At 31.7% G+C, this 22,570-nt stretch carries 16 protein-coding genes and 2 pseudogenes; 6 read left to right on the top strand and 12 right to left on the bottom strand.

Annotation, left to right across the window (positions count from 1 at the left end; translation table 11 throughout):
- Positions 1-78: 78 nt before the first annotated feature.
- The 4 genes from ACEW8E_RS04880 to ACEW8E_RS04865 all read right to left on the bottom strand — a co-directional run bounded on the left by ACEW8E_RS04880 (position 79) and on the right by ACEW8E_RS04865 (position 4,230).
- Positions 79-990: a ParB/RepB/Spo0J family partition protein gene (locus tag ACEW8E_RS04880; RefSeq protein ID WP_373479219.1), complete on the bottom strand. Its 912-nt coding sequence runs from the start codon at positions 988-990 to the stop codon at positions 79-81.
- Positions 990-1,763, bottom strand: a complete 774-nt coding sequence (locus tag ACEW8E_RS04875; protein ID WP_373479218.1) for a ParA family protein — start codon at positions 1,761-1,763, stop codon at positions 990-992. The genes ACEW8E_RS04880 and ACEW8E_RS04875 overlap by 1 nt, the downstream gene beginning before the upstream one ends.
- Positions 1,764-2,103: 340 nt before the next feature.
- Entirely contained in the window at positions 2,104-3,240 is a 1,137-nt protein-coding gene (locus ACEW8E_RS04870) for an SAVED domain-containing protein (protein WP_373479217.1), read from the bottom strand.
- A gap of 3 nt (positions 3,241-3,243) precedes the next feature.
- A complete protein-coding gene (locus ACEW8E_RS04865) occupies positions 3,244-4,230 on the bottom strand; it encodes a nucleotidyltransferase (RefSeq protein ID WP_373479216.1) in 987 nt (328 codons plus the stop codon).
- 249 nt (positions 4,231-4,479) lie between these two features.
- Here ACEW8E_RS04865 and ACEW8E_RS04860 point away from each other — a divergent pair, with 249 nt between their 5' ends.
- Complete coding sequence (locus tag ACEW8E_RS04860) at positions 4,480-5,523, top strand: Fic family protein (RefSeq protein WP_373479215.1); 1,044 nt, start codon at positions 4,480-4,482, stop codon at positions 5,521-5,523.
- Between the two features lie 105 nt (positions 5,524-5,628).
- Here the strand turns inward: ACEW8E_RS04860 and ACEW8E_RS04855 are convergent, their stop codons facing one another.
- Both ACEW8E_RS04855 and ACEW8E_RS04850 read right to left on the bottom strand, forming a co-directional pair.
- Positions 5,629-6,801, bottom strand: coding sequence for a pyridoxal phosphate-dependent aminotransferase (locus tag ACEW8E_RS04855; protein WP_373479214.1), 1,173 nt, complete (start codon positions 6,799-6,801; stop codon positions 5,629-5,631).
- Positions 6,802-6,918: 117 nt separating this feature from the next.
- Positions 6,919-7,185 carry a hypothetical protein gene (locus ACEW8E_RS04850; protein ID WP_373479213.1) on the bottom strand — a complete coding sequence of 89 codons (267 nt, stop codon included), beginning with the start codon at positions 7,183-7,185 and terminating at the stop codon, positions 6,919-6,921.
- Between the two features lie 143 nt (positions 7,186-7,328).
- On the opposite strand from ACEW8E_RS04850, the gene ACEW8E_RS04845 reads away from it, so the two are divergent.
- Both ACEW8E_RS04845 and ACEW8E_RS04840 read left to right on the top strand, forming a co-directional pair.
- On the top strand, positions 7,329-7,625 hold the full coding sequence (locus ACEW8E_RS04845) for a type II toxin-antitoxin system Phd/YefM family antitoxin (RefSeq protein WP_373479212.1): 297 nt from the start codon (positions 7,329-7,331) through the stop codon (positions 7,623-7,625).
- Positions 7,615-7,950 carry a Txe/YoeB family addiction module toxin gene (locus tag ACEW8E_RS04840; protein ID WP_373479211.1) on the top strand — a complete coding sequence of 112 codons (336 nt, stop codon included), beginning with the start codon at positions 7,615-7,617 and terminating at the stop codon, positions 7,948-7,950. Before ACEW8E_RS04845 ends, ACEW8E_RS04840 begins: the two co-directional genes overlap by 11 nt.
- A gap of 403 nt (positions 7,951-8,353) precedes the next feature.
- Here ACEW8E_RS04840 and ACEW8E_RS04835 read toward each other — a convergent pair whose 3' ends face one another.
- The 3 genes from ACEW8E_RS04835 to ACEW8E_RS04825 form a co-directional block, all read right to left on the bottom strand.
- Positions 8,354-12,292 (bottom strand): plasmid replication protein, CyRepA1 family, encoded by a 3,939-nt coding sequence (locus ACEW8E_RS04835; protein WP_373479210.1) that lies wholly within the window; start codon positions 12,290-12,292, stop codon positions 8,354-8,356.
- A gap of 413 nt (positions 12,293-12,705) precedes the next feature.
- Positions 12,706-14,244: a helix-turn-helix domain-containing protein gene (locus tag ACEW8E_RS04830; RefSeq protein WP_373479209.1), complete on the bottom strand. Its 1,539-nt coding sequence runs from the start codon at positions 14,242-14,244 to the stop codon at positions 12,706-12,708.
- Positions 14,245-14,420: 176 nt separating this feature from the next.
- Entirely contained in the window at positions 14,421-15,407 is a 987-nt protein-coding gene (locus tag ACEW8E_RS04825; protein ID WP_373479208.1) for a tyrosine-type recombinase/integrase, read from the bottom strand.
- Positions 15,408-15,527: 120 nt separating this feature from the next.
- Here ACEW8E_RS04825 and ACEW8E_RS04820 point away from each other — a divergent pair, with 120 nt between their 5' ends.
- Both ACEW8E_RS04820 and ACEW8E_RS04815 read left to right on the top strand, forming a co-directional pair.
- Positions 15,528-16,889, top strand: coding sequence for an AAA family ATPase (locus tag ACEW8E_RS04820; protein WP_373479207.1), 1,362 nt, complete (start codon positions 15,528-15,530; stop codon positions 16,887-16,889).
- Positions 16,886-17,515 (top strand): hypothetical protein, encoded by a 630-nt coding sequence (locus ACEW8E_RS04815; RefSeq protein ID WP_373479206.1) that lies wholly within the window; start codon positions 16,886-16,888, stop codon positions 17,513-17,515. The genes ACEW8E_RS04820 and ACEW8E_RS04815 overlap by 4 nt, the downstream gene beginning before the upstream one ends.
- Before the next feature lie 24 nt (positions 17,516-17,539).
- On the opposite strand, the gene ACEW8E_RS04810 is transcribed toward ACEW8E_RS04815, so the two are convergent.
- The 3 genes and pseudogenes from ACEW8E_RS04810 to ACEW8E_RS04800 all read right to left on the bottom strand — a co-directional run.
- Positions 17,540-17,665, bottom strand: a complete 126-nt coding sequence (locus ACEW8E_RS04810; protein ID WP_373479205.1) for a hypothetical protein — start codon at positions 17,663-17,665, stop codon at positions 17,540-17,542.
- A gap of 65 nt (positions 17,666-17,730) precedes the next feature.
- Positions 17,731-21,420, bottom strand: coding sequence for an AAA domain-containing protein (locus ACEW8E_RS04805; RefSeq protein WP_373479204.1), 3,690 nt, complete (start codon positions 21,418-21,420; stop codon positions 17,731-17,733).
- A 186-nt stretch (positions 21,421-21,606) separates the two neighbouring features.
- Positions 21,607-21,855, bottom strand: a pseudogene (locus ACEW8E_RS04800) (DUF4011 domain-containing protein); the annotation flags it as partial.
- Positions 21,856-22,169: 314 nt separating this feature from the next.
- Here ACEW8E_RS04800 and ACEW8E_RS04795 point away from each other — a divergent pair.
- Positions 22,170-22,433 (top strand): annotated as a pseudogene (locus tag ACEW8E_RS04795) (IS701 family transposase); the annotation flags it as partial.
- Positions 22,434-22,570 lie beyond the last annotated feature (137 nt).

Raw genomic sequence — 22,570 nt, 5'->3', positions numbered from 1 at the left:
AAAAAATGGATTGTGGATGCTGACATAGAAAAAAAATACTGATTCTCTTTTATAAGTGATCACCAAAACTTGATATTATTATTCATCCAAAAGTAATTCTATTTTGTCCAACAATTTTTCTAGTCTTTGCCATTTCTTGGGTTCTTTTTCCCACATTTTACTTTTATTCAGATTTTTGATTATTTTGTTGATTTTCTCTCTAGCTAGATTATTTTCTTTTTGAGGTTGTAATTGTTTGATTTTTTCTTTAATTTCACTCAATGATAAGTTTTTTGAGATTGCCTCGGATAATAATTCTTTTCGTTGTTGTTCATTTTTAACCTTAGCTAGAGCGATCGCTTTTGTATAGGCTATTTCTCCCTGTCGCAGACTATCTAAAATATCAGTAGATAAATTCAGTAACGGTAATCGATGAGTCCTAAATGATTCTAAACTCAACCTTCCTAACGTTTTAAATATATCCTCAATCATGTCAATATCAGTTTTACGGACAACGTTGTTCGTAAGTCCTCTTTTGGCGTTAGAAATTTGATTAAGTAAGGAAATAACCTCTGGAATATTTTTATCTAAATTAAGGGCTAAAAGATTCAAGATTGCTTCGGTTTCTTCAACGGGGTTTAAATCTTCCCTTTGTAAATTTTCCGTTAAAGCGTATTGAGTTGCTTCAAGATCTGACATTTCCCTAACCACTACAGGGACTTCTGACAGTCCGATTGTTTGAGCGGCACGATAACGTCTTTCTCCGGCTACTAATTCATATTCATCATTAAAAGGTCTTACTAACAAGGGTTGAAGGATACCATCTTTTTTGACGGAAGCGATTAAAGTTTCCATAGATTGAGAGCAAAAATAACGACGAGGTTGAGATGATGGTAATTTGATTTTCTCAATGGCTATGGAAGATTGATTTAATTTTTCTTCATCAGTAAATAAACTAATATTTTTTAATTTATTTCTTTCGGGTGAGGGAATGTTTCGTTTAGTGGGCATTATAATTTCTCCATTTCCGTTGCTAATAAATCAAACAATTCTAAGGTATTTTTATGTTTATTAGGACATAATGCTAAAGGTTTCCCCATTTCTGAGGCTTCGGCTATGGCTGTGGCTCGAATCATGGGGGGAAATACAGGAGCGATCGCCCTTAATTGTTCTTGGATGGCATCTAAAGTACGATTATCTAATGAATTGCTTACTTGATACATTGTGGGCAAAAAACCTACTATCTTGAGTCGAGGATTTAATCGTTTGCGAATCCTTGCCACCGTTTTTAATAATGAATCAGTACCCTTGAGGGCTTTAAATTGACATTGAATTGGCACTAAAATATAATCCGCCGCCACTAAACTAATATGGCTCAAAATACCTAAAGAGGGCGGACAATCAATCAAAATAAAATCATAATCTTCGGCGATTAATTCTAATACTTGTTTGAGTCTTAATTCTCTTAGTTCGGCAAAAATTAATTCTTGTTCGGCATTGGCTAATAAGATATTAGCAGGTAACAAGTCCATTGAATGTAAATTGAGATGAACACTTTTTTTGATGTCCTCTTTTTCTAAGTCATCATTCATCAAGAGGTTATAAACGGTTATATCAATATCGGCAGGTTCTAATCCCATAAAGCTAGTTAAGGATGCTTGAGGATCTAAATCTACTAACAAAACTCGATGATGATTTCGGGCTAGATGATAGCCTAAATTCTGAGTTATGGTGGTTTTGGCTACCCCTCCAGCTTGATTAAAAAAAGCTATAATTTTGGACACTTTTGTTACTCTTTATTGTTTATTGATATGCAATATAGTCTAGCTAATAATAATGATTTTTTGAGATGGTTAAAGTATATAAAGGTGATTGTCATTATTTCTACGAACAACGTTGTCCGTAATTTTATTTTTATTAGCGGTACTTAAACAAAAAATATCAGAATATTAGTGTGAAACCTTTATTAATTAATCAAAGACTTTAGATCGATTAATAGCTTTTTCTTTTATAACGAAGGTTTCAGTTATTTTTATGATGGTAAATGTCTTAGTCTAAGGGAATTTCAAGCAGTTTTTGATTAAAAATTTTTCAAAGTACCGTTAGAAGATTTAACTTAATCTATTAGTTTATTTGCAATACTTTTTTAAATCCGTTTTTATAGGGGTAATATTCACAAATATATATTTCTGGATCTTTTGTTGGCAAAATAACTCTTCCACATTCTATTGCTATTGAAACAGGAACTGCTGGAAGAATATAAATTTTGCATTGTTTTCCATGTTCAGCTTGAATTTTATTAAGTAATTTACGATATTCATAACTAAAAATTTCTAGTTGTTTTTTGGATTTCAAGAAATGTGGTGAAGGTTCTGAAATAGTTATTTGATAAATGCTACAATCATCTGAAATTAAACTTTTATATTTATCAATCTCAATATAATCACTAATAGCTAACTTTAATAACACTTTGTCATTTACTCCTTTTTTTTCATTAGAAATATAATAAGAAATGTCAGAATTTTGATCTTCTTGCCAACACCAAGTTTTATTGGTATCATCAATATTTCGATGAGATTGGTAAATATCTGCTGGTATCGTATCACCAATACAGTTCCCTAAATACATCAAAAAAGGCATTGGTGAGATTCCAAATATAGAAAGATGCTTAATTTTGAGATCATCAATACCTTCATTTAAACACCATTGAATTTTACGTTTAATTTTTGTTTCAGCAAACGTCTGCCATTCTTGAGGTGTAGCATATCTATCAAAACTTTGTTCCTCTATTTTTATTCCTTTGAAATCAGTAGGAAATTTCGGAAACATAGCTTTTTTGACTGCTTCAATGTTAATTGGGACAAAACGCTCACCAATATTAACGGCAAGTTGTAATACTGTCGATTTGCTAATTTCTTCTGAAATACTTGTTTGTATTTCTATCCTCTCTTCATGTTCTCGTTTCCATTGGCGTAATAAATCAATTGGATATTTTTCAGGATGATCGTCTATTTCGTTATGGCATGATTTACACAAAAGCATTAAATTAGAAAAATCTGTTTGTAATTCTTCTGATTCCTCAGTTCCTCTTGGTCCATTTTTGCTCGAACCTATAATATGTGCAACTTCACAAAACTTACCTTCACTCAAAGTTAATCCATTGTACCAAACAGGTTTATTACATCCCTTAAACTGACAACGCCCTGCTGATTTTACCCAAAGTTGCAATTTGACCCATTCTGGAATATTTTTTCTTTTCATAATTTAATAAAGTGGAAAATCTTGACCAAAAACTTTTTGTAATGCTTTACAAGCATTAAGAGCATAATATTCGTTTGATACAGTAATTAAAGTATCTCGTAAGGTAATTAATTTATTTTTCATTAATCCCATTTGATCATCAGTCATTTTTTCAAACAGATCATTATAGGGTTGAACAGGAAGTTGTACAATAATTTGATTTTGCCAATTAAACATACTAATTATTCCATTGACAACATTTTTTAATGCTTCCAAATCATTGTATTTGTATTGATAAGGATAAGATTGATACTCATAATTTTTTTTAGGCTCAAAAAGATTATAACAACAAGCTGTTAAAGCTATTCCTGTAGGTTTTCCCGCTATCGTTGAAGAAAAATTATAATCTTTCCATCTTTTTAAATATCTTATAATTCTCCGAAATTGATCTCTATCTAATTGATCGGGAAATTTTGATTTTAAAAGGTCTTTGAGTTTAAAAGGTTCAGATACTTCCCAAAATTTGTAATCTTCAGAAGAATTAGAATAGCCTTTAGCAATGTAATTTATTTCACGCCCAAAATTATCTTGATCTGAAGAATAAATAGCTAAATCAACATGAAACCATTTTTCACCATTTTGATGATATTGAACTCTTACACAAGGTCTTTTTATTTCAACAGTTCTATTCCAACCACTTAAAGCATGATAAACCCATTCTTTTACCTGAACTGGCTGATAGTGATTTCTGGAAAAATGAAATACTATACCGACATCAATATCGTAATCTTGTCCTGTTGGGGGTTCTACTCCTGTTGCTAAATCGTAACTACCCTGATTGAAATAATGAAATATTGGTGGTTGAAAACTTTGTTCAACAAATAATTTTTTTAAGCCATCTCTTAAATTATTAACAATTAAATCTCTTTTATCTCGTAAATATTGGCTTTCATCAAAATCAATTTTGATAGTATCGTGAAATTTAGAGAATTGAGTTTGCAAATTTACCATAACACTTAAATATTAAATTCTTAATATTTTTTAATTAATTGATCAAAATAACTAAAACCATACTAACGTTTACATTAGAAATTTATCTTTTGAATAAGTACATATTTAGTACGGATTACCGAATAGAAATTTTTACCTAACTTTTGCATGGGTGCATTATCTGAAATTTTACTCTTTAAAATTCCTTAAACTTTAATAGGTCATAATTGGCTATAATTGGTTATTATTAGCTTAATAATTGGCTATGGTATGAATATTAACCAAATTGTCATCACCCCAGAAATCCTAACTCTAATCGCTGAAATTGATGAGTTTAAAGGCTCATGGCGTAGTTTAAAAACCCTTGCCCCTGAAAAGTTAGCTACATTGAAAAAGGTTGCAACGATCGAAAGTATTGGTTCATCTACTCGAATTGAAGGAGTTAAGATGACAGATCGGCAAATTGAAACCTTGTTGAGTAATTTAGATAAACATTCCTTCACCACCAGAGATGAGCAGGAAGTGGCAGGATATGCAGAAGTGATGGATATTCTCTTTCAAAGTTGGGAGACAATTCCTATTACGGAAAATTATATTAAACAGCTTCATGCCATTTTGCTTAAATATAGCCCTAAAGATGAAAGACATCGGGGAAATTATAAAACTATTGAAAATCACATAGAAGCCTTTAACGAAGAAGGGAAAAGTTTAGGGGTTATTTTTGCCACCGCTTCTGCTTTTGAAACTCCTTTAAAAATGGAAAATTTGGTTTTTTGGTTACGGCAGGAAATAGAAGAAAAACGATTGCATCCTTTGTTAATTATCGGCATTTTTATTGTTAATTTTTTAGCTATACATCCTTTCCAAGATGGAAATGGGAGAATTTCGAGAATTTTAACCACATTATTATTATTAAAAAGTGGCTATATTTATGTTCCTTATAGTTCTTTAGAAAGCGTTATTGAGGAGAATAAAGACAGTTATTATTTAGCTTTAAGACGCAGTCAACAAAGTATTAAAACTGATAATCCAGACTATCTTACATGGTTATTATTTTTCCTAAGATCTCTCAAAAAACAAAAAGATAAATTAGCGATAAAATTAGAAAGAGAATTGATTTTTCAAACATCTTTACCTGAGTTATCAGTGCAGATTTTAGAGTTAGCTAAGGAGCATGGTAGAATCACTACGGGAGATATTGAGAAATATACTAAAGCTAGTCGTAGCACCATTAAAGCTAGATTAAATGAATTGGTAAAACAAGAAAAAATTTATCGTTATGGTAAAGGTCGATCGACTTGGTATAGTCTTTAAAAAAGATTAACTAATAAAATTTTTTTACTATATCAATATTAACACTGGCATCATTATTTTCTGTTAAGTTTTGAAAATTATAATTTTTTTATTGTAAATTCTTAATTATACATTCTTATACGAATCTCTAAAAGTAAGTTTTGATAAACCTTCAACTAATCGATTAATTCCTATGAATGCAGTTTCATAGTTTAATGAACCATAAGCCACCCTTAAACAACAATCATTTTCGATGCCAAAAGTTGTACCCGGTATCACGGCTACTTGATAATTTTCTATCAGTTTTTTTGTTAAATCAAAAGAGTTCTCATCAGTATTAATTTTCAAAAAGAAATAAAACGCTCCATCTGAATTACTAACTTGACAAATATCGCTAATTTGCCGTAATGAATTCAACATTATTTCTCTAACTTTATTAATTTCTAATAAGTATTTTTGACAATAACTAATACCTGTTTTTAAAGCTCCTAATGCCCCATATTGAGAAATAACTGGAGGACAAATTAATATAGTATCTTGAACTTTTTTAACACCCATTTCTAAATGTTTAGGAATTATCATATAACCTATCCGCCAACTGGCAAAACCATAGGCTTTCGATAAGCTAAATAAGGAAATTGTATGATTATTACTATTAGGAAAAGAGGCAGGAGAATAATGTTTAACATCGTTATAAGTAAAATATTCATAAGCCTCGTCACTGATATGATAAATACCTTTTTCTCGACAAATGTTATTAATAGTTAATAAATCATTTTTAGAATAAACAACTCCTGTGGGATTATTAGGAGAAATAGTCACAATAGCTTTAGTTTTTGAGGTAATTGCGTTAACAATTTTATTAATATCTGGTTGATATTGTTCATCTGTTTCTACAATTATGGGTGTACAATTTGCTAATCTAATCGCCATTTCATGATTAAAATAATAGGGAGATAAAATAATTATTTCGTCTTCAGGATTAGTGATAGCTAAAATTGCATTCATGAAAGCCATATTAGAACCTGCGGTAACAAAAATTGAGGATTTATCATCAACTAAAATATTATTATCTACCGCTAATTTATGCTTTATTTCTGCTAATAAAAGTGGAATTCCTTGTACTGATTGATATAAATTATTTTGGGGATTTTGAGAAAAACTATTTATCTGATTAAAGGCTTCAATCGGGGGAGGATAAAAAACGACTCCTTGCCCCAATGAGATAGTCTTAGGATTATTTTTGATTAATTCATTGATGATAGGAATTAGTGGTAATTGAATCGAATTAGTACGCATATAATAAAAGGCAGAAGGGAAAGGGCAGAAGGCAGAAGGAAAATAGCTAATATGAAATATGAAAGGGTTTCACTGTTGACGAGTGTCCTAACGGTTGTTATTATATTAAAATTATTATTAATGACTTTTTTTCTTTTCTTCATCTGAACGCAAATCAGAGAGCTTAAAAATCATTTGTTGTACTTGTTCTAACTTCATCAAAGCCTTATTAAGTTCACTCGACACGTTTTCCATTACATCTTCTGGAGTTTCTTCTTCATCATGGTCATTCTCTCCATAATACTCAAACAGTTCAAAGTCAGAATCTTCTAAGATTGTGATAACATCATCAATTTCCGTTACAATCTCAACAAAATCATCATGAATATCTAAAAATTCAGTCATATTCCTAATTTTAAAATATTGATATTAATTATAAGAATAACGAACGTGTTCTTGTGACAAATTTTCAGGACAAAATTTTGAAGATTTGTGATAAGCTATAAATATAAATTAATGTACAGGTTTACTGGACAGGTTGATTAAAAATGTTCTCCATAGAAACCAGTTATACTCAAGCACGAGAAAATTTAGCTCATCTACTTAATGAGGTAGAAAATGATAGCACTATAGCCGTTATTAAACGTCGTGGGCATAAAGATATTGCTCTTATCAGTGCTGATGATTTATCAAGTCTCTTGGAAACTATTTATTTATTGAGATCGCCCTCCAACGCCCAAAGATTATTAGAAGCCTTAGAAGACTCTAAAAAATGGGATAAACAACAACCTCCTTCTCCTTATACCGTAGATGATTTATGTGAGGAGTTGGGGATTGAAAGATAAAAAGAAGAAAACAGAAAAACAACAAGAAAAAACCACTAAAAATCAGTCTCTTGAAGTAAAATCACTGTTTCCAGTATTTCATCCCCGTTTTCGAGAAGATTTAGCATGGTGGTATCGTACTGATAAAACAAAAGCTAATAAAATTCTTGATTTAATTGAAGCTATTATGAAATCACCGTTAGAAGGTATTGGAAAACCAGAGCCACTTAAATTTTTAGATTCGGATACATGGTCTCGTAGAATTGATTTAGAGCATAGATTGGTTTATCGTGTCACACAAAATCGTCTTGATTTTTTACAGGCACGTTATCATTATGAAAAATAAAGTAGGTAGGAGATAGGGCAGGGCGAAATCAAATTCTCACAATTAATTTAGGATTACTATATTTAAGTTAAATATATAAATTTAAAAAGTGGACACCGATTAAACTACTTCTTTTCACTTATTTTCCCTCTTCAACATTTAAGTTAAATACATAAATTAAAAGAGTGGACACCGATTAAACTACTTCTTTTCACTTATTTTCCTTCTTCAACATTTAAGTTAAATACATAAATTAAAAGAGTGGACACCGATTAAACTACTTCTTTTCGCTTATTTTCCTTCTTCAATATTTAAGTTAAATATCATAAATTAAAAAAGTGGACACCGATTAAGCTAATTGTTTTCGCTTATTTTCAAACTCAACATTTAAGTTAAATACATAAATTAAAAGAGTGGACACGGATTAAGCAACTTGTTTTTGCTCATTTTCAAAGTTATCGTTTTCCAGCAACTCATGGTATAGCCAATTAGTAAAAATCTCATCGGCTAACTCATTACTAATACAGCTAGTTATATAATAATATCGCTTCCGATCGCTCCGACTACCCAAACGACTACCTTTTTTAATGTTATAACCAATCCTTCTTAAGATCATCCTCAATAGCTGAATAGGGCTATGGTTTTTATCTAAATCAATATCTAAAACCTGCTTAAACGCCGTTTTAATCATGGGAGAATCCTTTAACGATGATAAATAAGGAATAACATCCGTTTCCGTTATTAAACCCCCTAATTTATTTATATCAATACACTTAAACCAAATCGGATTAACCTGCATCGATAGCAAAAGTATCAATATTTCTTGACTTTGAATATTGAGAATATTATCGATAATTTTATCTAAGCCAATATGATGAAGTAAAACAGTTTGAGTAGAATGACTTTGACGGTTAAAATCGATGGCATAACCTTGATTATCATTCTTCTGGGCATATTTAGCTAAGACTCTTTTATCCCTTTTCATCACCATATCTACCCCCACAGATAACCAAAATCTTAACAATAATTGAGGATAATAACCCTCCCTATCCAAACCAATTAACTCTCTAGTTATCTTATTAGTGCGATATTTTTTTGCCAATTGCCCCTTATATTGCTCAATATTTTCCTCCTTAGTTTTCGTTTTACTTTTCTCCAATTCTTCTAACCTTGTTTCCGTTGGAATCTCCTTTTCCAAAACCTTATCTTGGAAATTATTTTCTGATTCATCTCGAATAGATTGATAAATTTCTTTCAACTCTTTAACCTCACATTTATTCAGCTTATTACCATCAAGAATAGTATAGCCTTTATCCTCTAAATGTGAGATAAAATTAGACTTTAAATGGATATAGTCATTATTAATTCTGGCGGCAAACTTACAATAATATTTAACTAAATCCATAGCTAAATCGCAATTAAAATCATCTTGGAGTAACTTTTGAATATTATTAGTTTGACCCATGATATTATTGAGTAAATCGCTATATTTATAACTGCCAATATTAATGCGTTCACTACTACCATTTTTTATATAAATATGACGGAGACAATCACCACGATAGCGCTCGATCGCTTGTTCAAAATCCGTGAGAGGAAAATTACCATAAAAGATACCAAAAACACCATCAAAAGTGCCGACAATCTCCTCATCAAGACTAACCCCAGTATTAATAGAACTAGAAGCAATGACAATTTGAGCCTCTTTTAACCTGTCTAAATCGGATAAAATTTGATAACTTAAATGAGTAGAATCCCCCAAAGATTCCTTATCAAGACGATAAATTTTCGATTCTAACTCAGGGAAAATTTCTAAGATTTCCTTCTCAATATTAATAGTACCATGAGTACTGCTTTCCTTTTGTCCGCTAGTATGAATAATAATTCTTTTATTATCTCTAATAGCTTCAATAATTTGACTTCTTAAAGATTCAACATTATCGTAAATATAACAATCTCGAATATTCTCAAAAGGTTTATAAATATTTTCAACCACCAGAGTATCTTCAGGGGAAATATCAAATAAAAATTGATAAAACTTAACGCCAATATCGGATAAATCAGCATCAAAAATAGTAATCATTCCATTAGCTTGAATAACCATTTTTCCATGGTTTCCAATACGGACAATTTTGGTAATTCTGTTTTTGCTAATCTCAGTTAAAGAAGCTAATAAATGCCATGAAACTTGTTCAGCTTCATCAATTACCATATCATTAAATTCTTGATGTTCAGGAATTAATAAAGCACTATCAGCACAAGCAACAATACCATTATTTTCAAAATTAATAACATTAGATAAATAACAATCAAGTTGAAATTTATCTGCTAAATTCCATGCTAAAGATTGTCGGTGAGTTAAAGCATAAGTGATTAATTTATCAGGTAAAAGAGAAGATTTACTATGAATAATTTGACTTAAATCTCGTTCAATAAAACCAGTATTAAATTTACATTGATATTTTTGAGTTTGACAATTATAACCAACTATAATTGAATCATAAATATTAGAACCAACTTTAATTTTTACCTTTTCACCCAAAGAAAGCTGAAGGTGAATGGCAGAGGGGAAAAGGTTAGTTGAAGAAGGTAGAGGGCGGATGGCAGAGGGCAGATGGTTATTATTTGATGATTGATTATTGTCAGTAATATTGACTAATTGATTGTTATAGTTGATACTTAATTCTTGATTATTTTCATTAATACTAGATGATTGATGATGGTTAAAGGGTGGATTATTGTGGTTAATATTTCCCAATTCGTAGTTTTGGTTATGATTTGAGGGTTGAGTATTTTGATTAATACTTGAGGGTTGAGTATTTTGGTTAACATTTCCAAATTGATGGTTTTGGTTAATACCAGAAGATTGATAATGGTTTAACGATTGATGATTGAGATTAGTATTTGATAGCTGATTATTCGGGTCAACACCTAAAGATTGATTATTTTGATTAATAGTTGGGGATTTATGACTGTTATTTTGTTCATATAAATCTTGTTTAATTTCATTTTCTATATTATTCTTAGACAAATTTCGTTCTTGTTTTAAAGATTCAGCATAAGAATAAGATTTACCACTATTTTGTTGAGATTTAACGCATAAAAGTTTTACTCCTTTTCGTCGAGCTTGACTAATTAAATCAGCCGATAAATACCGTTGATTAATAATAATATTAGGAGTTAATTGGCGACCAAAATTAGCAATTTCTTTTTCCCATAACTTATTAAAATTAGTAGCACGATCGATAATTTTATTTAAGCCTTTAATACCGTGTTTAGCAATAAAATCATCAATACCTTTACAGGATTCATCTTCCCAAGTAATAATTTTAACAATGCCGTATTTTTTAAGTTTTTTAGCAATTTTTTTAGTTTCCCTTTTAACCGCTTGACGAGAAGATTCTTTCACATCCGCCGCATCAAAAACTAGATAAATTAATCTATTTGCCTTTTGCCCTTGGAGTATCCAGAGTAATTCAGGTTTCAGGTTAGTCACCCATGAGGATTTATTTTCCGTCGCTTTTTCCGAGTGAGTGGTGATACTAAAACAAGCAATAGCGATTTTGCCATGAGAAATCAAAGAAGCGGCTTTTTTGATGCCCTCAGTGATGAATAGGGGTATCTGAGGGTGATTCTTTATCCACTCCCATTTATCGCCCACCTGCCACGTTTTATAGCTGTCTGGTAGCGTTAAATCATATTCCGTGGCAATCTCCTCTAAAACTCGAATTGGAATATTGAGATAAATGAAAGGTGTACCACTACCTGTGGGGGTTTCGTACTTGATTGAATTAAAAGCAAAAATGTCAAAAGCATCATTTTCCAAACACCAGAGATATTTTTCAAGGGGTGACATGGCAGAGATTGCTTCTAAGTGCCAATGACCATTTTTATCTAGGGGCAGTTTATGGGGGATATTAAGGGCTTTAGCCATGCTAATGATAGTTTGCCTAGTTCCCCACAAATAACCCTGTTCTTGGGGCAAATAACGCTTATCTGGATGATTTCTTAAAAGGGCTGGGGTAGCAATCGAAGTTCTGAGTTCTGAATTCTGAGTTCTGAGTTCTGAGTTCTTCTGAGTGATTAATTGTAGTAAAGGAAAGTCTGGTTTAATTTGGCTCATGTCAACGGAGTTAGTCAGAGGATACCAACTGTTGGCATACCAATATCCTTGGTAAAGATGGCTATAGCGGTGGTTAAGCTCACTGTTACAGACTTGTCTTCCTTGCCTTTTATCCTTCAGGTCACAGAGGGAAACGAACTTAGTAAAGCCGTTATATCCTTCCGCACTGTGGAAGTTCAGTTCGATAACGTCATCAGCGATCGCACTTTGTTTTAATTCTTGATAGTGGTTTACCTTCATCAAATTTTCTTTTTCTTCTCCTGAGTGAGTCAATAAAAAACAGGAGTAAAGCTAGATAAGAAGCATAACCAATATTGAAAAAGCACTTTTTGTTGACACCAATAAGATCTTTAATAAATATATATAGGCTGTCAACAAGTACGGAAAATCAAGGGTTTTAGACCTACTTGGTTAAGGCATTCTAGTCATTTGGTTAAGGCATTCTAGTCACGACTGTCAACATCAATTTTTCTTTATTCCATAAGGATTTGAAGGCTATTTTTTCATCAATTTTGCTGTTGACAGTTACAAAACTTAACAATTATCTCAAAACAGGAGTAATAAAATCTCTATAATTCTTATTCAGTAAAGGTTTTACCGTGTTTTTTGACCGAAAAAAGTTTTTTGTCTTCTGTCAACGTGTCAATTGAGATTTAAGAATCTTGGAGGATTGATATAACTTTTAATATTTCTTTAGCTTCATCTTGTTTAAGAATTCTATCTCCTGACTCTTTTTTGCTTAATGTACTTCGATGTATTTTCAGATAATCAGCTACCTTAGCTAAAGATAAACCTGCGGACTCTCTAGCTTTTTTGATGTCCGTACCCGTAATGGTTTTTTGTATTAATTTTGGATTAGTTTTTCTCTCTCTTAAATAAGTCGGCGTGGGAGGTGTAATACTTACTCTGGCTTGTAAAAGTATATCAAAATAACCTCTCTTATTTTTTGCTTGAGAATCGGGTCTAAGCCATTCGGGATATGTTTCAGGGTCAAAGTTAACGGTGAATCCCACATTTTTCAAAGTATTTAAAATATTATCCCAATATGTTTTGAGTTGACTTCTGGTTACTTTACAATTTTTAGCTTTTTCGATTCGAGTACCAGCACCGTTTAAATTTTCTTTTAACCATGTTTCTACGGTTATATAACTATCACGATAGGCAGCGATCGACTGAATCATAGCGATTCTTAAAGCTGCTTCCTCGTGGTAAGGATCTATGCTCATAATTGATTCCGATAACCATGAGAAGTGATACAAAGCATTTTGAGCAATTTGACCACCTTCATTTAAAAATGAATATGTCCACAACCCTGGACGAACAGTTATTTCAATTTCTTCAGGATTATCTACTTTTTCAGTTAAAGGGTTTTCTTTTCCAACTTCCTTAACTGATATATCCCATATTCTCGAAGTTTCAATAGCTATTTGATTAACATTTTTATTTTTTTTTGATTTTCCATAAATCCATTTAACTTGAATCAATAAACAATTAATAGCCCATGCTAATTGAGATATTTTTTTAAGTTTTTCAGTTATGGTTAAATCAGTTCTTTTATGCCATCCTAAAGCAGTAATTAAATCACTCCCCTTGATCGTAAACTTAGAATCCCACGGTTTTTCTTGACGACAAGCATGAACAGCTAAAATGAGGTGTAATTTAGCCGTATCAATTCCGAATTTATCTATAATTTGAATCGCTTCACTGAATGGTAATGTAATAATTTCTTTAGTATTGCCTTTATTTATATAATGTTTAATATAATTTTCAGCATTAGATTTACCTTCATAGCGATAAACAGCTAAATTACTGATAGTTTCCTCTATCCAAGCATCCTTTTCTACCATTGCTTTATAACCAGTATAAATAGGCATTCCATTAGCCATTTTCTCTTCATCGTAAATAAAGGTTTTGTCTTCATAAGTTATTTCTTCATCGACTTTATAAATTTGATTTTCATGAGCTTTATGATTATATTTTTCGTTAATTTTACTCGACTTAGAATTAGAAATATATTTACTCATTAACTCAGATAATTTTTCTGAATTAAATCCTTCTTTTTCTAAAAAAAATTTAATATGATCGGGTAAATTATTATCCTCATAAAGTCTTTGGATATTAATTAAAGTTTCAATAGGTAAATCATCTAAATTATCTATTTCCGTTGTCAAAGAAAAATGCTCTTTATTCATTGCTTATAATCATTTTTTATTTATCATAAACTCTTCAGGATTTATTAGTTCATCCCCCCAATAAGAGTCACAAGTGTCAACATCAATTGTTCTTTATTTCATAAAAATTTCGAGCGAGTTTTGTCGGCTTTAGGAAAAAAAATAGAAGTGCGAATGGTTTAAAGAATAAGATTAAATTATAAAAGATCTTCTAACATATCAGTAACTCGTCCTTGTTCATTACGACGATTATCATCGTAAACCATCAAAGTATTTAAACTGCTATGACGAGATAATTTTTGTACTGCCCTAACATCACCATTAGTTATCTCCAAAGCGGCAGTAATAGCTGAGTGACGTAAGCGATGAGGTGATAGTTGCTTCAGTATTCCCGCTTTATTGGCATATTTTCTGACTAAATAGTAAATTGATTCAGGAGTTAATTGATGTCCCCAATGGTGTTCAATAAGTGCAAAAAATAAATACTCAGGAAGGGACGAAAAATCTCGAATTGCACATATCCATTCATTTAAAGCATTAATGGTACTAACACCTAAACTAACTGGTTGAGATTGTCCTTTTCTGCCTTTACCAACAATCCATAATCTTTTTTCCAACGGTTCATAATCACACAGACGACAATTAGTTACCTCACTTCTTCTTAGAGCATTACCCCACAATAACAATAGAATTGCATAATCTCTTTTTCCTCGGATCGTTGTACGGTCAACTTGATTTAAAATTAACTTAAAACTGTCGCTACCGATTCCACTGGTATCTCGATAATTGATTACGTTTTTGCTTTTTATATTAGTCAGAGTATAATGACATTTACCTACTTCTGCCCCATAATTAACCAAAGACTTAATCGAAGCTAACTTACGATTAATTGTTGCCGGTGCTAATGACTTAGAGGTTAACCATCCTTGATATTGATAAACTAACTCAGAGGCTTGAGGTTGTTCCAGTAGGAGAAATTGTGCTAATATGTCGGGATTTAAACCAGATTCACAAATAAAACTGAAAAATTCAGAAATTGCCTGACGATAAACTCTGACAGTTTTAGCCGAAGGAAATAAAGCCAACCAATCTTCATAGAGCGTAGAATAGCCCAATGAGTTAAAATTAGATGGTTTAAGGAAAGGAACTAAGGTATTAGACTGTACCTGTTTTAATTGTTTCATCAACTTTTTTCTGCAAAATTTTTTACGCAAATGGCAGTTTTCGTAAAATTTGTTCCTTTATCTTAATCTTTTTTTACCGTAAACCTTTAAAACACAAGAGAAAATAAAGCCAGAATAATTATGATTAGTAGAATTGAGGCTTATAAGTATCGATGTTTTGAACGACTTGATATTAAAGTTGGTCAATATCAGGTTTTAGCTGGTACTAATGGTAGTGGTAAAAGTACATTATTAGATATTCCTTTATTATTAGGAGAAATCTTAAATAAAGGTTTAATTTCAGCTTTTTTTGAAACTAAGGCTTGGGGTGGTAGTGCAAGAGCAAGAAGTTTTCGGGAGTTGATTTATTTTGACAAAGGAGATTATTTTGGTTTTGTCATTGAAGCAATTTTACCCTCTGAAATAAAAGTTGAGTTAGAAAATATTGCCGGGGATAAAATCTTTAAAAAAAACAATAATTTATTAGCACAAGATGAAGATAAATCCCCTTATTTACTACGTTATGAGTTGTGTTTAGAAGTATTTAATAATGTTGAATTACAAGTAAAAAATGAGTTTTTATATCTTGTTCCTAAAACCAGTAATGAACCAGAATTAGAGTGGGGTAATGGCGGTGTTCCCGTAACACCACTTTCTCAAGTCCCACGCTCACTCCATGGAGCACTTCATGAGCGTCCGAAAACTTGGTTTACAATTATTGCTAGAGAATCGGGAAAACCAGCTATTATTAAGAGTGAATATTCAAGAAAAAAGAACGAATTAAAATTAGAATTAAATCAGTTAGCTTTAGCTAATATTCCTCGTGATTTAAGTAAATTTCCGGCAACAATTTGGTTAAGAGATTTATTGGAAAAAGGAGTAATGTTTTATGAACCTAATTGGGGTTTATTACGTCAAGCATCTCCCCCAGTACAAATTAAAACTCTGAAAAAAGATGCTTCTAATTTGCCTTGGATGGTTTTAAATTTACAACAAGAAGAACCTGATTTATTTAATATTTGGGTAGATCATGTTAGGATGGCTTTACCTAATTTAATTTCCATTTCAGCTATTACTAGAGAAGATGATTTTCATGCTTATTTAAAGTTAAAATATCAGGGGGATTATGAAGTTACTTCTTCTGGGTTATCCTATGGAACTTTACAAATTTTGGGATTAACAATTTTACCTTATTTAACGGGGATTTCTAGCTTAAATAATATGCCAAAAGTCATGTTTTTAGAAGAACCTGAAAATGGGATTCACCCCAGAGCGATTGAAATTGTTTTACAGTCATTAAGTTCGGTTTATGATGCTCAAATTTGGATTTCTACCCATTCTCCAGTGGTTTTAGCTCATACTAATTTAGACTCAATTATTGTCATGCAAAGTGATGAAAATGGAGGAGCAAAAGCAATTTTAGGTAGTGAACATCCTCGCTTAAAAAATTGGCAAGGAACTATTGATTTAGGTTCTTTATTTGCGGCGGGAGTATTATCATGAGAGATTGTATTTTCTTGTTAGCTGATAAGAATATGGAGGCGGTTTTTACAGGGTTTTTAACTCGTGAAAAATTTTATCTTAGTTTAGGTATTAGTAAGTTTAATTTTGACCCTAAACAAGATATTATTGTGGATGAAAGTGGCAATTATCCGGGTATTTATACTCGTGGACATGAGTTAATTAGAAGTTATCAAACAACTCATAAATATGCGGTAATTGTACTAGATAATGCTTGGGATGGTTCACCCGGAGTCAAGAAAATTGAAACAAATATTACTAATAATTTAATTCAAACAGGATGGAATAAAAATCAGATTGTAGTAATTGTAATTAATCCTGAATTGGAAGCATGGATTTTGCAAGATAATCCTCATGTAGCAGAAAGTTTTAGGTATAAAAATGAATCGACATCCCTAAAAGAATGGTTAATTTTAAAGGGTTTATGGGATAAAAATAAACCGAAATCTGATGATCCAAAAAAGGCAATTGAAGTTATTTTAAAGTTTACCAAAACTCCTCGCTCTTCAGCTATTTATCAAAAAATTGCTAGTAAAATTTCTGTAAAAGGTTGTCAAGATTTAGCTTTTAAAAAGTTAGTGGATTATTTAAAGTTTTGGTTTCCATGAGGGAGTGCAAATATGCTGAACTTGTTATTTCCAGATAATTCTGCCCCCCTCTAGTTTTATGTTTCCTCTTTCTTCAACATATTTAATCGTTTGTTCTAAACGAGTTCTAATTCCTTGGGTTAGCTGTTTAAAATCCAAATGATTAGCCATTTCTCTCATTAATCCTTCTTCATCAATAGATAAAGATTGACGTATAATCCATTCTGCTATTACCGCTAATTCTTGCAGAGATATTTGTTCGATTTTTCTTTTTTTTCATCAGTATTTAATTTTTCTGAGTTTTGAGAGACCTGATTATTTTGAGATGAAATATTGTTGACTAAATCATTTATTGCCTGAGAAATATTATCTTCTATTTGTTCATTTGCCCTTAGTTTAAATCCCGATGGGGAATTTTCCTGAACTATTAATACGTTTGATTGATTTTCTTCAAGTTCATTTGGTTTAAGTTCACTTACTTTAAGCTCATTTGGAATTTCATCTTTAATAGGAGATGATTCGTTATCTTTAGCAGTTTCGTTATTATTTTCTGAAGAAAAAGTAGTCTTGTTGTCAAATTCTTTAATGGCTTTTTCGACTGCTTGTTTTAATTTGGCAACTTCTTCTTCTCGTTTAAACTTCCAGTCAACTGACCAAATTCGGTACATATTCCATCTCATTAAGCCTAAAACTACCTGTCTAACTCCTTCTCTATCCAATACTGTCGGGGCTTGATTATAACTAATTCCATCGGTTTCAATTCCTAAAACATAAATGCTAGAGTTATTAGGATGAACTACGGCTAAATCCACTCGATAACTTCCAGAACCTACTTTACAATTAACGGTATAGCCCATCTTGACTAATTCTTCGTATATTTGTCTTTCAATATCACTATCAAAATCATTAGTTCTTAAAAATGAACGAACGGACTCTTGAGAGGATTTTTCGGCAAATTCGAGAAATTCTTTAAGATGTAATGCTCCTATGGCATCGGTACGATTCATGTCAATTTGAGAACCAGTAATAGTGGAAAATATGTGCATACATTCTCTGGCACGGGTGACGGCAACATTTAGTCTTCTTTCTCCTCCTTGACGATTTAATGGTCCGAAATTGACGGAAAAGTTACCATTTTTATCGGGTGCATAGCAAATACTGAATAAAATTTCATCTCGCTCGTCTCCTTGTACATTTTCCAGATTTTTGACAAATACTCTTTCATCAAATTCTTTATCGAAATGAGGTTCTATTTCAGGATATAGACGACGAGCTTCATCTAATAATTCATCGATAAGAAATTTCTGAGGCATACTAAAAGTGATTAGTCCAAAGGTACGTTTTTTGGCTTCATAGTTTTTTAGTCTCTGTACTAAATAGTCAACTAATGCACGAGCTTCTACGGGATTATTTTTTTCTTCTCCCTTTAAATAATAACCATCTTTGATATGATGCCATTTCACTCCTAGTTCATTACTTTTGGTTTCTGCGGCGGGAAAGATATTTAGTTTGCCTTTATAATAATTGTGGTTACTAAATTGAATTAACATCTCATGACGACTACGGTAATGCCATTCCAACATTTGTTCAGGAAATTGAGATGCGATCGCTTCTGTTAAAAAACTTTCCATCTCGACAATATCGTTTTCATCGATGATAGTGTCACCACCACCAGCACCGCCAAAGAAACTGGTAGGGGGCATTTGTTTGGAGTCACCAACTATAACCACCTGTTTTCCACGGGCTAAAGCACCAATGGCATTATGGGTTTCAACTTGAGAGGCTTCATCAAATACCACTAAATCAAAGGGATTTCCGTCCGCTGGTAAGAAATGAGCCACAGATGCTGGACTCATTAATAGGCATGGTTTTAGTTTAGGTAGTAAATTAGGGATTTTTTGTAATAAGGCACGAATGGGTATATGGGCTTTTTGTTTTTCATTTTCTCTTTTTAAAACCCCTACTTCTGAACCTTCAAAAACTACTGCTCCTGAAGGCAAATTTTGGCAAAGTTCTGACTTAATTACCTGTTGGTTAAGTTTCAGATATTGTTTATATAAGGTATTAAATTTATGGATATATTCTCTTTGTTCATTACCATCAAAATCTCGTAAAATTGATTGGCTATCAAAGTATTTAACGAACCAAGGATAAAGAATAGATTTGCGTAAAACTTTAGCTAATTTATCTACTTCTATTTCTCCTTTTTGATGAGCTTTAACAAAGGATTCTAATTGTTTATCTTCTAATTCCTTAATGGTTTTTTGATACCTACACCAGTTTTGAAAATCTCTTTGAGCAGTGTTTAATTGATTTAATAATATTTTAATGTGTGTAATAAAATCCTCATCTTGTCGAGAAATAATATCGGTTTTTACCTCCACTAACTGATTAAATTTTTGCCAATTATTATCAAATATAGTAATGGAATCATTCAATTCATCTATCAGGGCTATTAATTCATCTTTAATACTATTTGTCTGATTTTTTAGATTGCTAATTAATTCTAATAATTGTGGCTCTAATTGACAGATCAATTCATGAAGAATATCTCGTTTTTCAATTAATAATTTTAATTCATCAAAACTATTATAATCAGACTGCCAATAGGGGCTAAATAAACGCTCTATTTCTTTGTTTAAAGGTTCAATTCTTGAAGATAAATTTTTAACTTCGATCGAGCTTCTTAAATCTGTTAATATCTGTTGATTAGAAGGTAATTTCCCTTTGACGATCGATCGCAAAGAAAAACGAGGAATAATTTGCATAATCCAACGAAATAGAGGAAACATCCGCTCTAATTTTTCAAACGTCTTTATTTTGGCAACTAAATCCAAGCCATAAATACTATCTTGCCAACGTTGACTAACTTGTTGTTTACGTTCAAAAGAATCACGGGAAGCATTTAACCATTCTTTAGCGATTTCTGAATATTTTGTCCAATTATTTTGGTCATAAATACTTTCAGGAATATTATTATTTATAAATTGTCCTAATGAGGGTATTTGCTTAATAAAATTCCATGAAGGTTTCCATTGATTGTTTAAAACAGAATTACCATTTTGATTACAGATATTGTCTAACCATAATGATAATTTATCCTCTAAATCAGAAGCATTATTTCTGAGTTGATTAAGCAGATTAGTTATTTCTAATTCTAAAGATAAACTCCAATCAGCACAGTTACTAAAACGCCATAAATGCTCTGTAATCGGTTCAACTAATGTCACTCGATGAGCATAATTTTCTAGGGCTTGATTCATCTCTTTTAATTGGCTAGGAGTAATTTCTTCAACCACAGAAGAAGGTAAACTAACAGTGGGTATCGATTCTAAACCCTCTAACTCTCCCATAATTTCATACATCGACAAACCTAAAGACTGTTTTTGATGAAGAGCGATGGGGTAACTACCTAATTTCTGTCTAATTTGTTCTAAATCCGCTAATAAATCACTAGCATCAACCTTGGATAAACGTTGTTGATTAAAAGATGCTATTAAGGAGTCAACCACTTGTTTACGATTAACGTCGCTACTGTGTAACTCTAAACAAAAATCTCCTACACTAATGCTATTCAAACGTCTTTGTACGACTTCTAAAGCCGCCATTTTCTCCGCAATAAATAAAACCGATTTTCCCTTAGCTAAAAAAGCAGCGATTAAATTAGTAATAGTTTGGGATTTTCCAGCCCCCGGTGGTCCTTGTAAAACAAAACTACGTCCTTGTAAGGCGGCATATACGGCTAATAATTGAGAAGAATCCCCTGAGACTACCGCAGGAATTTCGGAAATAGGAACTTTATCCAATACATCTGGAGTTAATTCTCCTACGGGATCTTCAAGAGGTTTTAAACCCCCTGAAGCCACTTGTTCTACCAAATGATTTTTAAGTAAAATATCTGTATTATCTTGTAAGTCTTTCCACATCAAGAATTGACGAAAAGAAAAAGTAGTAATAACACAAGCATCAATTACTAACCATCCGGGTTGATTAGCAACTATTTTTCTTACCTCAGCAAGAGCTTTAGTGATATTAAAGCCACTTTCATCTTCTGGTGGTGAAGCGACTATATCAAGATAAATTCCATAGTCTCTACGGATTTTTTCGACTAAGGTAACATTACCAACAGGATCTGCATTGTCGAGCTTTATTTTTACTCGGCGATTGCCTCGATTGATGGATATTTGTAGAGGATATAAAAATAATGGTGCAAGTATTGGAGTATTGCCTTTGGGTTCAGTCCATTGTAATAATCCTAATGCGAGGTATAGAGTGCTAGAGCCTGTTTCTTCTTGAGCAGTAACAGCTTCTCTTTCAAGGGTTTTACCAATAGTATAAAGTTCAACTTCACCACAGGGAATATCTAATCCAATTCCTTGTACAGCAGTAGTTCTACCTTTTACTAATTCGGCTGTTTTCCTTGCTAATATTTCATTTTCATCAACACGATTTTGTAAGTTAGCTCTTTGTGATTCAGATTGATCTGATGCGTTGGGGATAATTTCAATACTTTAGAACTTACGCATTGACAAATAACTCAAAAAGTGTATAGCTTGTTTTTGGTATTTTAAAATACATTTTCTCGGTGTCACCTTTTAATTTCTCTCATTAATATTGACAAAACCCTTTTTTACTCGGAAAATGATTTACTGATTTTCCCACTGAATATTTAGAGATGAAAATTAAATCAAAGCCAACAAAATCTCATTGTAATTTAGCTATTTATATTCTTTTTTTACTTTCAGAACCTAAATACGTCAGTTGTGTAAGATTATCTGAAATTTTGAATAATTTGTCTCATGATTCTGTCAATAGGTTTTTAATTACGCAAAAATATGAACCTCAAGATTTATTTGACCAAGTTAAAGAGTTTATTGTCTTAAAAGGCGGAACATTAAGTGTTGATGATATGGTTATTGATAAACCATATAGTAATCCGGCGTTGCTGAATTAAGGTATGATTTTTAGATAAAGGGGTCAAATTATCAAAAATAAAAAAATGATACAATGTCCAGAGTGCGGGTCTAAACATATTCACAAAAATGGAATTAAAAAAGGAAAGCAAAATCATCTTTG

The organism is Geminocystis sp. (genome assembly GCF_041753295.1).
Classification (GTDB): Bacteria; Cyanobacteriota; Cyanobacteriia; order Cyanobacteriales; family Cyanobacteriaceae; genus Geminocystis.
This window is presented reverse-complemented; position numbering and strand designations above follow the sequence as displayed.

Coding starts and splice junctions, on each gene's coding strand:
- ACEW8E_RS04880 (WP_373479219.1), bottom strand. CDS start 990: ATGCCCACTAAACGAAACATTCCCTCACCCGAAAGAAATAAATTAAAA.
- ACEW8E_RS04870 (WP_373479217.1), bottom strand. CDS start 3,240: ATGAAAAGAAAAAATATTCCAGAATGGGTCAAATTGCAACTTTGGGTA.
- ACEW8E_RS04865 (WP_373479216.1), bottom strand. CDS start 4,230: ATGGTAAATTTGCAAACTCAATTCTCTAAATTTCACGATACTATCAAA.
- ACEW8E_RS04860 (WP_373479215.1), top strand. CDS start 4,480: ATGAATATTAACCAAATTGTCATCACCCCAGAAATCCTAACTCTAATC.
- ACEW8E_RS04855 (WP_373479214.1), bottom strand. CDS start 6,801: ATGCGTACTAATTCGATTCAATTACCACTAATTCCTATCATCAATGAA.
- ACEW8E_RS04850 (WP_373479213.1), bottom strand. CDS start 7,185: ATGACTGAATTTTTAGATATTCATGATGATTTTGTTGAGATTGTAACG.
- ACEW8E_RS04845 (WP_373479212.1), top strand. CDS start 7,329: ATGTTCTCCATAGAAACCAGTTATACTCAAGCACGAGAAAATTTAGCT.
- ACEW8E_RS04835 (WP_373479210.1), bottom strand. CDS start 12,292: ATGAAGGTAAACCACTATCAAGAATTAAAACAAAGTGCGATCGCTGAT.
- ACEW8E_RS04830 (WP_373479209.1), bottom strand. CDS start 14,244: ATGAATAAAGAGCATTTTTCTTTGACAACGGAAATAGATAATTTAGAT.
- ACEW8E_RS04825 (WP_373479208.1), bottom strand. CDS start 15,407: ATGAAACAATTAAAACAGGTACAGTCTAATACCTTAGTTCCTTTCCTT.
- ACEW8E_RS04820 (WP_373479207.1), top strand. CDS start 15,528: ATGATTAGTAGAATTGAGGCTTATAAGTATCGATGTTTTGAACGACTT.
- ACEW8E_RS04815 (WP_373479206.1), top strand. CDS start 16,886: ATGAGAGATTGTATTTTCTTGTTAGCTGATAAGAATATGGAGGCGGTT.
- ACEW8E_RS04810 (WP_373479205.1), bottom strand. CDS start 17,665: ATGGCTAATCATTTGGATTTTAAACAGCTAACCCAAGGAATTAGAACT.
- ACEW8E_RS04805 (WP_373479204.1), bottom strand. CDS start 21,420: ATGTGGAAAGACTTACAAGATAATACAGATATTTTACTTAAAAATCAT.